The organism is Centipeda artemidis DSM 19719 (assembly GCF_000426665.1).
Taxonomy (GTDB): domain Bacteria; phylum Bacillota; class Negativicutes; order Selenomonadales; family Selenomonadaceae; genus Centipeda; species Centipeda artemidis.
Map to the genome: position 1 here is coordinate 1 of NZ_AUFU01000023.1, position 13,988 is coordinate 13,988.

11 protein-coding genes are annotated in these 13,988 nt (G+C 54.1%); all 11 read right to left on the reverse strand.

Annotated elements, in window-relative coordinates:
• Nucleotides 1-358 precede the first annotated feature (358 nt).
• Nucleotides 359-985, reverse strand: coding sequence for a hypothetical protein (locus tag K341_RS0110295; RefSeq protein ID WP_026762745.1), 627 nt, complete (start codon nucleotides 983-985; stop codon nucleotides 359-361).
• A gap of 66 nt (nucleotides 986-1,051) precedes the next feature.
• Entirely contained in the window at nucleotides 1,052-1,243 is a 192-nt protein-coding gene (locus tag K341_RS12665; protein WP_156024940.1) for a hypothetical protein, read from the reverse strand.
• 111 nt (nucleotides 1,244-1,354) lie between these two features.
• A complete protein-coding gene (locus K341_RS11930) occupies nucleotides 1,355-2,134 on the reverse strand; it encodes a PhnD/SsuA/transferrin family substrate-binding protein (protein WP_081657309.1) in 780 nt (259 codons plus the stop codon).
• A gap of 107 nt (nucleotides 2,135-2,241) precedes the next feature.
• On the reverse strand, nucleotides 2,242-5,364 hold the full coding sequence (locus tag K341_RS0110310) for a type III restriction-modification system endonuclease (protein WP_026762746.1): 3,123 nt from the start codon (nucleotides 5,362-5,364) through the stop codon (nucleotides 2,242-2,244).
• The gene (locus K341_RS0110315) at nucleotides 5,364-6,410 is read right to left on the reverse strand and encodes a virulence RhuM family protein (RefSeq protein ID WP_026762747.1); all 1,047 of its coding nucleotides are present in this window, start codon (nucleotides 6,408-6,410) and stop codon (nucleotides 5,364-5,366) included. The genes K341_RS0110310 and K341_RS0110315 overlap by 1 nt, the downstream gene beginning before the upstream one ends.
• 1 nt (nucleotide 6,411) lies before the next feature.
• Nucleotides 6,412-8,322 carry a site-specific DNA-methyltransferase gene (locus tag K341_RS0110320; RefSeq protein WP_026762748.1) on the reverse strand — a complete coding sequence of 637 codons (1,911 nt, stop codon included), beginning with the start codon at nucleotides 8,320-8,322 and terminating at the stop codon, nucleotides 6,412-6,414.
• Between the two features lie 116 nt (nucleotides 8,323-8,438).
• Complete coding sequence (locus tag K341_RS0110325; protein WP_428829702.1) at nucleotides 8,439-9,005, reverse strand: SLATT domain-containing protein; 567 nt, start codon at nucleotides 9,003-9,005, stop codon at nucleotides 8,439-8,441.
• A 27-nt stretch (nucleotides 9,006-9,032) separates the two neighbouring features.
• A complete protein-coding gene (locus K341_RS0110330) occupies nucleotides 9,033-9,848 on the reverse strand; it encodes an SMODS domain-containing nucleotidyltransferase (protein ID WP_026762749.1) in 816 nt (271 codons plus the stop codon).
• 29 nt (nucleotides 9,849-9,877) lie between these two features.
• On the reverse strand, nucleotides 9,878-10,519 hold the full coding sequence (locus K341_RS0110335; RefSeq protein ID WP_026762750.1) for a DUF4391 domain-containing protein: 642 nt from the start codon (nucleotides 10,517-10,519) through the stop codon (nucleotides 9,878-9,880).
• 13 nt (nucleotides 10,520-10,532) lie between these two features.
• Nucleotides 10,533-11,117: a hypothetical protein gene (locus tag K341_RS12950; protein ID WP_248676911.1), complete on the reverse strand. Its 585-nt coding sequence runs from the start codon at nucleotides 11,115-11,117 to the stop codon at nucleotides 10,533-10,535.
• A gap of 24 nt (nucleotides 11,118-11,141) precedes the next feature.
• The gene (locus tag K341_RS11935; protein ID WP_248676912.1) at nucleotides 11,142-13,766 is read right to left on the reverse strand and encodes a helicase-related protein; all 2,625 of its coding nucleotides are present in this window, start codon (nucleotides 13,764-13,766) and stop codon (nucleotides 11,142-11,144) included.
• Nucleotides 13,767-13,988 lie beyond the last annotated feature (222 nt).

Here is a 13,988-nt window from a genome sequence, read left to right on the forward strand (position 1 = left end):
CAAGAGTTCATGAAGCGGTAGAACGTATCCTTGCCGAAAGGCATAGCGGTCCTTTGGAGATGCATCTGCGTGTAGACGGAACGCTGCTGGAACACCATGCGGAAAACCAGCAGGAAGATGCTGAGGACAGGGACGCCGCGAAGCTTGTACGCATTTGCCGCACGGAGGATGCGACTGACTTGATAGCGACGGAAAAGACTTGCATGTTCTTGGAAAGCAGTTCCTCGTCTTGGTGGTTTTGTGTTATACTGTTCATAGCATGAGCCTCCATTGGATGTTTTTGGTTGACACTTAAAATTATACCAAATGGATGTCGCTCATGCTGTTTTATTTGCCAAGACGATAGATATTTCAAGGGTTACAGCAGATTATTCATCTGCGAAGTTTGAGTAATCAAGAGAAAACTGTCTTCCGTCTCTGTTCCGTCTTTCTTGATGACGGTCTGCGGTCTTCTGGCACGAATGTACTCGGCGCGTTCGACAATCTCGTCCATCATCTCCTGCTGTCCTCCCGTCATAGGTGCGCGATCGACGATGATTTCCGCTTCCGGCACGCGGATGTCGCCCTTGAGCATATCCGCCGTGCGGATGTCGGCGAATTCCTTGAAGAGATTCATAAGCTCCGGCAGATTGTGGAAACGTGAAAAGCGTTCCTTGAGCTGATAGCCCCTGCCCTCGGGCTTCAATTCCATGCCGACGGTGATTTCGCCGAAAGCAGCTGCCCAGGCATCGAAACTCTCGATGCCGAGGTCTTGGAGCCGATCGGGCGCGAGGTAGCGCTGCATGGTATAAAGCTCGGTCATAGAGTTTGAAATAGGTGTACCGGTCGCGAAGATCAATCCCCGCTTGTTGGTGATCTCGTTGATGTACTGCGTCTTTTGGTAGAGATCCCATGTCTTCTGCACCGAGGTCGTCGTGCCAACGCCGCTGACACGCCCGTGCTTCGTTGAGATTTCAAGATTCTTGAACTCGTGCGCCTCATCCACGACGAGCTTGTCGATGCCGAGTTCTTCAAAGGCGGTGGTTGCGTCCTTGTCCTTTCGATTCTCCTTCTACAGCTTGGCGAGCTTTTCCTTATGACGGCGCAGCAGCGACTCCACTGCCCGCACGGAAAAGTTATTCTTGCGCGTCGCTTCCTCGCGCAGCCGGTATAGCGATTCTTCCAGATTCCTGATTGCGCGTTCACGCATGGCATTCTCCCGTGCTCTTGAGAGCTTGACCTTGCCGAATTGTGATTCGCCCATAATGATGGCGTCCCAATTCTGCGTAGCAATGCGGGAAATGAACTCCTGCCTGCGATCCTTCTGGAAGTCGCGCTCCGTCGCTACGAGAATCTTCGCTCGCGGATAGAGCCGCTAAAACTCCTTGCCCGTCTGCATTGACAAATGATTGGGTACGACCATCAGAGCCTTGTGCGACATGCCTAGTCGCTTCGATTCCATGATGGATGCAACCATTTCGAAAGTCTTGCCCGCGCCCACGCAGTGCGCAAAGAGTGTATTGCCCTCCACCAGACCGTCCGCCACCGCACGCAGCGAGTCGTCGTGGCTGTAGGTAAAGTAAGAGGAGCGAAAGAACCGCTCGGGATCCTCGCCCATTTTCCGCAGATGTGCACGCAGCTCAAGATAGCCCGAGTAGCTCATCGGATCCACATAGACGAACCGCCGCCCGCGCAGCTCCGCAAGCGACTCGATGCGGCTCGCACGCGGGACAATCACATACGAGAAATAGCTGCTCGCCCCATTCCGCTCCGGCATCGCCAGCAGGCGCACATCCTCCTTTTTCCCATACACCATATACGCACCGCTCGAGAGGAACGCCACATCCGCGTCCCCCTTCGCCAGCAGCTGGTTGATCTCGGCGTAGCTGCGGCGGTGCAGGAGGAGGACCGGACGCCCGAGCAGATGTCCGAGACTGCGCACCATCTGACTCTGATGCCCCTCCGTGCGCGCGTGGTTCAGCACCGAGATGATCGCCACGCGCAGCGGCGGCTCCCGCATCTCCATCTTGTACCCCGGGATCGGCTCCACCTGCTCGAAGTCGATCAGCGCCCGCTCCTGCATGCGCAGACAGACAAGCACGCCGACCAGCACGGCAAGCACCAGCCCCAGCAGAATATAGCTCCGTCGCTGCATTGCACACCTTCTTTACTGTGTGCAGTATGAGAAACACTCTCTTTGCTCCTATTATGCATATTACAAAATGCCTGTCCCATACAGGACAGGCATTTTGCATGTACACATCACGTCATCACGCGATTGAGCAGCGTCTGAAAATCATTCACATGCTCGTAGATCACGCAGTCACTATGCAGTTTTTCAAAAAGCTTCTTTGCACACGCTATTTTTGCCTCCTCAATCGGACGAAGCTGGAGCGAGGAGAGCGTTCCCTTCGTCTCCGCGACGAAGTAGATGTGCCGCACCTTCCCCTCGCGAAACACAATCGCCCAGTCCGGCGCATAACTTCCGACCGGCGTTGGGATGGCGAACCCGCGCGGCAGCTTCGCATAGATCAGCACCTCGTCCCCGCCGTCAAGATCCTGGGCAAATTTCCTCTCCACATTGCCGTCCGTGAACACATAGTTCTGAATCGCCTTCTCCGCCTCGTATGCCTCGGTGTAGGGGCGCTTCTCCGTCGCAAAGATACTCGCATCGTAGCTGCCCTCGATCGTATTGTACTCGATGTGATCGACGATGCGTGTCGCTTTCTGCTCGAGGATGAGCCGCGTCACTGTTCGGATAAACTCCTCAGGATTGTAGCGGTAACCTGCAAATACCTCGGCCTTAATCCCCCGCAAAATCTCCGCGGCCGTGCGCCGCGTGAGCGTCGTCCCCGCCGCAATACGCCCGATCAGATCATACGTCACCGCAGACCCCTGTGCGCGTTTCAGCGTGCTCGTCCGACTCTTGCCGTAGGCAAAGCTCGTGCCGTCCGCCACCATGCCCACATCCAGATCCGTCTGCTGACTGCCATAGGTGATCGTGTATTGGAGACGGCTGACACGCAGCTCGGCGTTGATATGGTCGATAGCCGCCCGTACGAGTTGTCTCGTGTCAAAGGAGACCATATAGGCGTACTTGTGGTTAATCCTCTTCCAGAGTTCCTGAAACTCTTTCTGATAAAATCGCTCGTTCAGCTTATTCTCCGGTGTCTTCGTCGCCCCCGCATCCGAAATCATCGTGCGCAGCACACTCTCGTCATAGATTGCCTGTACGAGACGATGAACCCCCTCCGCCATGGGCGCGAGCGTCTCGGGCAGAGGCGCGAGCGTCCCCGCCGCAAGTGCCGTGCGATAGTCCTCCGTCACATGGTCATCATCGTCGATGTAGTCATAACGCAGGAGGTATTTATAGATGGCACGCGCCTGCGTTTTATCAAGCTGAACCACAGAACCATCCGCTGTCTGCACCGTCTTTCCAGCAAAGTAGGCCTCCGTCGCCGCCTTCGGACGATCGTACAGCTCCGCCTCCATCTGCTTTTGCAGATCGCCGACGAACCCCGCATAGCTCTCGCTCGCGATCACCGTCAGCACATTCACCTCATGCACTGCATCCCCCAGCAGCGCCCGATCCATCCGCTGTCCCCCCTGATCGACCGCGAGACGCAGGCCTCTGCCCACCTCCTGCCGCTTCGCCGTCACACTCGCTGCGTGCTTGAGCGTACAGATCTGGAACACATTCGGATTGTCCCAGCCCTCGCGCAGCGCCGAGTGGGAGAAAATCACGCGCGTTGGTTCATCGAACGAGAGCAGCCTCTCCTTATCCTTCAGGATCAGATCATACGCCGAAATATCATCCGACAGATCCGAGCCGCGCCTGAGACTGCTGTCCACCGCGCGTCCCGTTTTCTTGTCAATGCTGAAATAGCCCGCGTGTACCTTCTCTACAGGCACATTATCCAGATATTTCATATATGCAGGATCAAAAATGTCGCAGTTTTCGTTCATCACCGCGCGGTACTCCTCCTCGAAGATCCGCCCGTATTCCCCGAGCACGGCATTTCCGTCTGCATCATACTGACGGTACTTCGCCACCTCGTCGATGAAGAACAGCGAGAGCGTCTTGATCCCACGTCGGTAGAGCCGCTGCTCCTTCTCAAAATGCGAGACAATCGTCTCACGGATCTGCACCCGCCGGAGATCCGCCTCCGATACATCCCCCTGTACATCCCCCGTATGGAGCGTTGTTCCGTTCAGGAAAAGCACCGTCCCCGCAGCGGCATCAATCGCCTCCACCACATAGCCCTCGTACTGCGCCATCCCGCCCGAGAGATGGCAGAGGTTGTCCCCTGTAGAGACAATATGCAGCTCGCGCTTCACCCCGCCCTTATATGCCACCTCGAACTCGATCCGCGCACGCGGCGGAACTTTGGGCGAGAGCACGATCTCCGCGAGATAGAGATAGCGCCCCACACCCGGCAGATTCTTCACCTCGAATCCCTTCACCTCGATCTTCTTCACCAGACGCGCATTGTAGGCATCCACCGCATCCAGCACATAGACGAGATTGTGACGCTCCGCGTGCGTCGCCGAATAGTTCAGCGTAAAGAGCGGGGCGAACTGCGCGAGTGCCTTCTGCGTCACCGAGTCCTTCTTCCCCATCTTCTGCGGCTCATCGAGGATGAGGATCGGGCGATTCGCCGCGATCACATCGATCGGACGGCGCGAGCCGAACGCATCGCGCTTCGAGTAGATGATGCGCGCCTCCTTGTTCCCGCCGCGCCCCTCAATCGACTTCTCCTCGTTCAGCGACGCGGCGAACGCCTGCGTGTTGATGATCATCACCGAGAGACCCGCATCGGCAGAGAACGCATCCAGCTGATTCAGATTCGCACTGTTATAGACGAAGAACCGCGCCTTCTTCCCATAGTGCTCCATGAAATGCTCCGCCGTCATCTCAAAGGACTTCTTCACGCCCTCGCGGATCGCAATGCTCGGCACCACCACGATGAACTTGCTCCAGCCATAGCGGCGGTTCAGCTCGAACATCGTCTTGATATAGACATACGTCTTGCCCGTGCCCGTCTCCATCTCCACATCCAGCGTACACTCCCCAAGCGATTCGGACAGCGCATCAGACAGATGGAGGTTGCGTGCACTCTGCACACTGCGAATATTCGCGAGCAGCTGCTCCTTCGTCAGAGCCAGCTTTTCATTCCGAAAGCCATCATCCGACGCCGTATCTACCCCCGTGTACGCCCCGTCGCGATAGCTCTCCTCCACGCGGAGCAGATTGCCCTGTGCTGCACCCGTGCCCACATCGCGCCGATAGTCCGTATGCGCCTTATACGGCTGTCCCTCGAACACGCTGACAACCGCCTCCACCGCATCCGTCTGGTACGGCTGCACCTTAAAGTGAAATTTCATCATTCCTCTCCTCTGAGTTCCGGCAGGATAAACCGATCAAAATCGCTCTCATAAACGCGATCCTGAACAATGCGATATTTTTCAAACTCCGTCTCAGCATGAAGTTTTGCCTTCTCAGCGCTAATTTTCCCCGCACCTGTGAGCACCTTGCTGCCGTTAAACTCCAGAAAGCCGTCCAGCCGCTTCGCCCAGTCCTCCATGCTCATTGGGATCTTTCGTTCCGCCTGCAGCTCTGCATAGTCGAGATAGAGCGAAACAATCCGCTCCAAATAGCGCATCTCCTCATCGCTCAGATAGTTCTTTGCGATCGCAACATCCGCTTTGACAATCTTCCCATGCGGAGCGCTCCCCCATGAAGTCAGTCCCATATGTTCCTTGCCGGCGTCTGCCCGCTCATAGATCAGCTCGGCCGCTGTATGCCGATGTACGGCGAAGTGCATCTTATTCTGCACCGTCTGAAAGAACAGGCGCGTCGTTGCAGCATCCTTATCATAGTCAAACGCTGTCGCGTAGAGATCCGTCACCTTCTGATAGAATTTACGCTCCGAGAGGCGTATCTCACGGATGTACTGCAGCTGCCGCTCAAAATACGCATCCGTGAACATATGCCCCTTCTTCAGGCGCTCCTTGTCCATGGTCCAGCCTTGGATCGTATAGTCCTTGACAATCTGCCCCGCCCACTTGCGGAACTGGGCAGCACGAGGGCTCCCCACCTTGAACCCGACCGCAATGATCACCTGGAGATTATAGTGCGTCACCGTACGGCGCACCTCACGCATCCCTTCTGTTTGAACTGTTAAGTATTGCTTAACAGTTGCCTCTTGAGTGAGCTCCCCGTCTTCGTAGATTCGCTTGATATGCTGCGAAATTGCTGCAACAGACACATCATACAGCTCTGCCATCATACGCTGTGACAGCCAGATATTCTCATCCTCATAGCGCATCTCGAAACGCTCATCGCTCTCACCCGCAGCGGCAACGAACGTGAGGTATGTCGCAGCCGAACTCTGTGCCGGCGACGCGAATTTCTTCTGATCCTTTGCCATATCACAGTACCTTTCGTACCGTTGCGGGACTATACGCCGCAAAGAGCTGGTCGAAATTCGTGAGAGCAGAGTCGTCTACCATCGAGGCATCACGGAACACCGCGTAGTAGGGCTTTCGCTTGGCGATTGCCGTCACCGCCTCGTCCGTCACCGCGCGGTCAAAGCACGCGAGGAGGAAGCCGTCCGCAACGTTAAAGACGCGTTTCCCCGCGATCTCCTCCACCGTAATCGGCTCCGAGAGCAGGATGCCGAGATCCAGCATCGTCTGAACGAGCAGATCCTCCGGCGTACGATCCGCCTTGACATTGTCCACCTGCGCGAAAAGCCCGTCCTGCGTCACCGCATCGGGCGCATAGTAGACATCGGTCATATTGCTCGTATCGAGCCGCAGACAGCGGAATCCGAGGTCAAGCCCTGCTGCTTTCTCCCCCGCCTCCGCCGCGATCTTCGCCCCCGCGCGGCGAATGCGCTCCTTGCCGATCTCACAGATATTCCGATAGCCTGCCCGATATGCCTCACTCTTCTCGTCCGTCGCCTCAGGCAGCTGCACCATGATGAATTTACGATGACCACCATCCTCGGCGTTCAGCTGCATTACGGCATGGGCGGTTGTAGCAGAGCCGGAGAAGAAGTCGAGGACTATATCACCCGGGTTCAATGAAATTTGCGCCAATCGATACATCAAATCCACACTTTTAGTATAGTCAAAGATTCCCCTACACTCAGAAAACAATTCATCTATTTGTCTTTTAGCCTGCGATGTGTCTCCTGCAAACTCCCGTTTAAACAGGGTAACTGGAACGAGGCCATTTTGGACATCACACAAATAGCGCTTTACCATCGGCATACTTCTGCCTTCCCCCCATAGAATGCTATTATCTTCAATGAATCGCCGGATAGAGGCTTCGCTATACGCCCAATACCGATCTTGTGGCCGACAAATCACCTCTCCATTGGGTTTCGTAATCGTATAATCGGCAGCATAATAATTATGGGCGGTAATTGGATCCGCCTTCCATGGGCCTTTCGGATCCATATCAGGGTTGGTATAGCTATCGGTATTTTCTCGTGGTAGTAAATTTCGTTTCCATCCCCTATTGTCTGTTATAGAGTTCCTTCGTACCTTCGCATAGCATAAAACATACTCATGAGAAGAGGAGAAATTTATTGCGGAGTTTTTCCGTGTATGGACTTTTTCCCAAATAAGCGTAGCAACAAAGTTTTGTTCTCCGAAAAGTTCATTACAAACCTTCTTGAGATTCTCCTGCTCGCTGTCATCAATACTGATAAAGATAACGCCGTCCTCCGCAAGCAGACTCTTTGCCACCTTGAGACGGGGATAGATCATATTCAGCCAGTCCGTATGAAAGCGTCCGTTGCTGTCCAGATTCTTTTTGAAATCATAGACCATATTCCCATGCTCATCATAGGGAACATTCGCCGAAACGAAATCCCCGCCCTCCATCGCAAAGTCATCATCGTACACAAAGGCATCATTCCCGGTATTGTAGGGCGGATCGATATAGATCATCTTCACCTTGCCGAGGTACGTCTCTTGGAGCAGCTTCAGCACATCGAGATTGTCCCCCTCGATGTAGAGATTCTCGCTGTCGAACGCGCCCTCTGTGCCATCGCGCCCGACACTGTCCGCCACGACGGGACGCAGCGTTGCCGCAATCGGCGCATTCGCCGCGAGGATCGCCTGCCGCTTGTCCGGCCATGTGAACGCATAGCGCTCCTCACGCCCCTCCACGATCTCACGCGATAGCTCCTGCCGCAGCACATCGAAGTCGATCGCCTGCACGAGCTTCCCGTCACGCATGACCTCCGTCAGGGCGTTCGGGAACAGCCGTCCCACCGCCTCGATATTCTGCGCCACGTTGTCCCTGCTGTGCATCTTCATCCACTCCATCGCGCTCTCCTATTCCGCTCACATCAAAAAACCATTTTCTTTACTATAGCCTAATTCAGAGAAAGCAAAAACGCTCCTATATTTGCAGAGATGAGGTCTTTGTTATAAATGACCCACTATGAATCAATTCGACCACGCAGCTGGGGAGGTAAAAATCGATCAATCTCTTCATTTGAATAGGTATATTCTTCACGCTCTTTTAGACCTTTCATCGCCATCTTCACTGCACCGTCCGTTGTTTGTGCCGCGTGAGCATATAGATTATCCAGCGTTTCCATAACATGAGAAAAATCTTCCTCTATTTCTTCACATGATTTTCTATGGATATGTATGTCCGCAATAATATGGAGCAATCTGTTTCGAATGACCAAAAATTCATTTGCAGAAACTTTATTCCCATATCCAATAGATTTTAGATCAAAACTCTTATAATATGCTGTAATAGCCAGCGTCACAAAGGAAAAAAACATAGTTATGATTTTCGCACATAACTCCCCCCAAAAAATGGTGCTTACAATCCCACACGATGTCAGAGATGCGAAAACAATATTAACTATCTCAAGAAGATTATATCGTTTGAAATATATATCCGCCTGTTTTTCCTGAATCTTATGCGTCCATACAACACTCGCATATTGCTGCCTGACTACATCAAGCAATACTTGATATTGCTCCAAGTTCATCATCTCCATTATATGATTGAAGATATCTCAATCGGCAATCTTGTGCAGAACCTTTCCAAGACATTCCATACTATTGGAAGCATCTATGATAGCGGCACTCCCCGGTGCCGAAAGACAAGGAATCTGTCTCTGTATCGTATTGTAGTGATTCAGCAATCTTTGCTCATAAGATCCTTGAGGACATTGACTCGTCTCACCTTCACGCACCCAATGCCAATCGCCAATTGCATCATACACGAAAGAGTCTATAACAATTCCCGAAAGATGATAACTCTTGAAAAATGTATCCCGGATATGCCGAATATGTTTACAGGTATCAACCAGAAGCCCTCTTGTATTAGCATCACCGTTTTTTACATTCATCGCCTGTTGTTCTGTGATTGGATCCGCCGATCGCCAGTATCCGCCCATGTTACTGTCCGGATATGTATATGTGCCGGTAAAATCCCCAAAGCAATCCTGCTCCTTAAAGGCAGGTAATAACTCAAACTTCATGCCATCCGAAAAGTTAATTTTTACAACTTGTCCATCTGCTCGAATATCACTCAGTGAATAATGTTTGTCAATAGATTGTTTCACAGCCTGTAATAGACGTGATTGTCCATTCCATTTTGTTTTATCAAATCGGTGATATTCTTCTGGAGGCAACTCAAGCAAAATGTCCAGATCACTGGATTGTATTGCCGTCCCACGTCCATACGATCCGACATATCGGCTATGGGCAGTCTCGCTGTCACTTTCCCAAAACACGCTGTTAAACGCCTTTGTTACAGCTTTATATCGGCTACTAATGGTTGAACGCCACTCTTGCTCAATTTTATGTTTAGTTACATATATAGGCATATAGTCATCTCCCAAGGATTTTCAAAAGGTTACATTAGCGCCTGCAGCGCTCGTAGCTGCTGCACAAGCTCAAACTTCCTCTTTGGCTGTTTCTCCCGCCGGAGCTTCGCCTCGAGCGCGGCAATCTGCTTTTCGATCCGCTCTCTGCGTCCCTGCTCCGCGACACTCTCCCTGAGTGTCGATGTCGGCGCATCTCCGAGCGCACTGCCCGCGATCCTGCGGACGAGGTTCTCATAGACGGCATCCATCGACAGCCCCTCGATACGCAGAGCGGCCTCCCCCACAGGCATCCAGTCCGTGTAATAGTACCGCTCCACCCGCACGCCTGCGCTTTTTGCGTCGGGCGTTTCTTTGTAGGCAACAGCAAGGCGCATCCGATCCTCCCACACGAGGACAAAGAGGATATGATACGGGATCGCGCGATCAATGAGGCGCAGAACAGCCTCATCAATTTGCCCATCGTTCAGACGCAGCTCGAATACTTCGAGCTCCTGCACCTCCTTCCCTGCAGCGAGGCTTAGAACCTCCGGCGCGATCTTGTTGCGCCAGTGGATGGATGCGATCTGCGCGCTGAACGCCTTTTTGAGGGCAGGACTGAGCTCGCTCTTTTCATAAAATTTCTGTTTTGGAATCCGTCGGTTGCATTCCGTAGAGGCCGGCAGTCCGAGCATGTTCGCCTCCTATCTACCGCACGACGAGGAAGCAGATGAGTTCAAAGTCGTCGAGCCCCGCAATGTCATTTCGCAGGGCGCTTGTTCCGCCCGCAGAGAAGAGGCTGTCGATGTCACTCTCCTCCTTTACGTCGATGATGGAGCGAATCGCATCGCTCAGCAGCGCCGAGACGGCGCGCATATCACGCCCGTCGTCGGTCTCGCGGTTGAACGGCTCGTATGCCGCCCGGATCGGCTCCATCCTCCCGCGGCAGAGGAGGCGGATATCGTCGAGCATCTTCTTTGGATTCTGATAATCGCAGAGGATCGTCCCATCCTGCCCGATGTAGACCATATAGAATGGGTGAATGCGGTTGCGTGTATCAACGCCTAGGCTGCTGCGGATGTTCTTCAGGACGAAGATGACGCCCGCACCGAGCTCATCCGTGGCAGGAACGACAGCGTGCAGCCCGCGCGGCTTCTTGTCCATATCGCCGTGATCCTTCAGATACGCGAGCAGGTCGAGGCGGAATTCGTTGAGTCCGAGATCCATGATGGAGATGCCGTCGCTCATATCCTCGATGTCGACGACCTCCTCCTGCAGGCGCTGCAGCTGCATCTTGCGATACTCAAGATCGCCCTTCTACTCGGCGTTGATGAGATCATCGTCGCCCGTAGCGGTCATGATGCTGATCCGCATGCGTGTCTCGACGCGCGCCTTAAGGTTGATGTAGTCGTCGAGGGTCAAATCCGGCCAGAAATTCACGAGCTGTATGCACGCATTCCGGCTACCAATGCGGTCGATGCGCCCAAACCGCTGGATGATGCGCACGGGGTTCCAGTGGATGTCGTAGTTGACCATGTAGTCGCAGTCCTGCAGGTTCTGCCCCTCGGAGATGCAGTCGGTCGCGATCAGGACGGTGATGTCCGCCGCGCTGCCTGGCATGAGTACGTCCCGCCCCTTCGAGATGGGGGAGAAGCAGGTCAGCACGTTGTTGAGCGTCGCGCGAAAGCCCGCGATCGTCGTGCGCCCGTCGATGGAGCCGGTGATGAGTGCCGTGTCGCAGCCGTATGTTTCCTTGAGATACGTGCTGACGTGCTCATAGAGGTACTCCGCTGTATCAGAAAATGCCGAAAAGACGAGAACACGGCGGTTCCCTTCGTTGATGGGGTGCTCGATCTTGTCTGCAATGAGGCGCAGGAGTTCCTGCAGCTTCGTATCGTGTGCAGGGGTGATGTCCGCCACCATTTTCGTGAGAACAGCCAGTATTTCGCTGTCCTTTGTCAGCTCCCTCCGCCATGTTTTCCAATCCATGTCTGCAAGATCGACGGGCATCTTCCTGCCGACCGTAAAGAGTTCGGTGTTCTCATCGTCCATGTCGAGGTCGGGCGTCTCCATCTCGTACAGGGGGAGCTCCGCGCGGCCGGACTGCTCGAAGTGGTTGATCTCAGCAATCGCAGCCTCAATGCCCGCCTTGATTTTTCCAATGGTCAGACGGAACGAATGGACGGAGCTCTCGAGGCGCTTGAGGAGGTTGATTCTCATGAGGCGCTGCATACCGCGCTCGCGTCCCGTCTGGGTCAGGTTCTCCGCCATGTTGTGCGTGAGCGCCGTGTATTTGTCCCGCCTGCTCGGATGGATGTAGTTCGACGGGGTATAGATGCAGAGTGTGAGCTGCATGAGCTGCTCGTAGATCTCGCGGTAGTTGATTGCGCCCGCACGATCCGTGAGCTGCGGTCGACGGGAGATGGGTTTCAGACGTGCGGGGAATTTGCCAATGGCGTTCGTGTCATAATATTTCTCGATGTGTCTGCGTGAGCGTGCGATGGTAACGCTGTCGAGCAGCTCGAAGAAGTCAAAGTCGAGTTTGCGCAGCAGCGCATCCGTTGTGCGTTCCTCCGGCGCCTCCTTGCTCCATGTGTTGAATGCGCTCTGCGCCTGCCGGAAGATATCCTCGAGCCCCTTGGATGTGCCGAGGCGGTCGTCGAGATTTGCTGCGTGCCCCTCGTAGGCGAGGGCGAGTTGGTTCTTCAGGTCGGTAAAACGATTGTTGACCGGCGTCGCAGAGAGCATGAGCACCTTCGTCCGAACACCCGCGCGGATGACGCGCTCCATCAGACGCTGATAGCGGTTCTCCTGTGTGCGGCTGTGCGTTCCGATCCCGTTGCGGAAGTTGTGCGACTCGTCGATCACAATGAGGTCGTAGTTGCCCCAGTTCAGGCGATCCAGATCGAGTCCGTTCGACTGTCCGTGGCTGCGCGAGAGGTCGGTATGAAAGAGCACATCGTAGTTCAGACGATCCGCAGCAAGAGGATTGTTGACGTAGTTGTCCTTGTAGGTGTTCCAGTTCTCCGCGAGCTTCTTCGGGCAGAGGACAAGGACGTTCTTGTTGCGGTTCTCATAGTATTTCATGACCGCAAGTGCGGTAAATGTCTTGCCGAGGCCGACGCTGTCTGCGAGAATACAACCGTTGTATGTATCGAGTTTGTTGATGATCGCGAGTACGGCATCGCGCTGGAAATCGTAGAGCATACTCCATATCTTGCTCTCTTTGAACCCCGTGGCCTCGTTCGGCAGCGCGTCCTCGGACAGGTCGTCCAGGAACTCGCTGAACACATGGTAGAGCGTCGTGAAATAGATCATCTCGGGTGCGTGCTCGGCGTAGACGGTGCTGATGTTCTCGATAACGGCATCCGTTACGTCCTGGAGCTTCACAGGATCGTTCCAGAGTTCGTCGAATGTGCGCATATACATCTGTGTCGCCTGCGGCTCGTCCACGCACTGCACGATGTTATAGGCGTTGTTTCCGCGCTCGCAGCCGAGATCCACGGTCGTAAATCCGCTCATCGGAACATAGACGGTCTGCTTCTCAGCAGAGGAGACCGTCATGAAGCCTGGCATCTGCTCGCCGCCGGTATTGGATTTGAACCGCGCCTTGGCACGGATCCAGTCCGCACACTCCTTCGCAATCGCGCGCTGCGTCATCTCGTTGCGCAGGCGCAGCTCGAACTCCGTGCCGTAAAGGCTCGTCTCACGCGAGATGCGCGGGATATAGAACTCGCGCTTCTCCTTTGCTGCCTTTTCCCGAATAAATGTGGGCGAGGTGAAGAGGAAACGGAACTCCTCCACGGACTCCAACTGCTCCCGCAGCTCCTGATACGCATACATCGAGAAACACGCCGCCGCAATGGATACCCTGCTGCCGCGCACAATCTCTGCCCGCAGATCGTCGCGCACCGTGTTTGTGACGTTATCGAATATCTTCACTCTGCTCCACCAAATCTTTCCCATAGAGATTGGCTCGATCAAACTTGCGTCCCTATTATAACATATTTCAAAGAAATCAAAAGAGGGTTCGTTGTAAAATGAAGTTGAACAGCTAAACAAAAACAAAATCCATAGTGACATCCCGTGCTATAATGGTTCCGCTACAAAACATCAGCAAAGGAGCAATCACTATGGATTACGCCTATTCTACCACAATGGAAG

What these genes read in the sequence shown, in the direction of transcription:
- K341_RS0110315 (WP_026762747.1), bottom strand. Translation starts at nt 6,410, where the DNA reads ATGGCAAAGGATCAGAAGAAATTCGCGTCGCCGGCACAGAGTTCGGCT.
- K341_RS12950 (WP_248676911.1), bottom strand. Translation starts at nt 11,117, where the DNA reads ATGCAGCTGCAGCGCCTGCAGGAGGAGGTCGTCGACATCGAGGATATG.
- K341_RS0110325 (WP_428829702.1), bottom strand. Translation starts at nt 9,005, where the DNA reads ATGAACTTGGAGCAATATCAAGTATTGCTTGATGTAGTCAGGCAGCAA.
- K341_RS0110330 (WP_026762749.1), bottom strand. Translation starts at nt 9,848, where the DNA reads ATGCCTATATATGTAACTAAACATAAAATTGAGCAAGAGTGGCGTTCA.
- K341_RS11930 (WP_081657309.1), bottom strand. Translation starts at nt 2,134, where the DNA reads ATGCAGCGACGGAGCTATATTCTGCTGGGGCTGGTGCTTGCCGTGCTG.
- K341_RS12665 (WP_156024940.1), bottom strand. Translation starts at nt 1,243, where the DNA reads ATGGGCGAATCACAATTCGGCAAGGTCAAGCTCTCAAGAGCACGGGAG.
- K341_RS0110320 (WP_026762748.1), bottom strand. Translation starts at nt 8,322, where the DNA reads ATGGAGTGGATGAAGATGCACAGCAGGGACAACGTGGCGCAGAATATC.
- K341_RS0110335 (WP_026762750.1), bottom strand. Translation starts at nt 10,519, where the DNA reads ATGCTCGGACTGCCGGCCTCTACGGAATGCAACCGACGGATTCCAAAA.
- K341_RS0110310 (WP_026762746.1), bottom strand. Translation starts at nt 5,364, where the DNA reads ATGAAATTTCACTTTAAGGTGCAGCCGTACCAGACGGATGCGGTGGAG.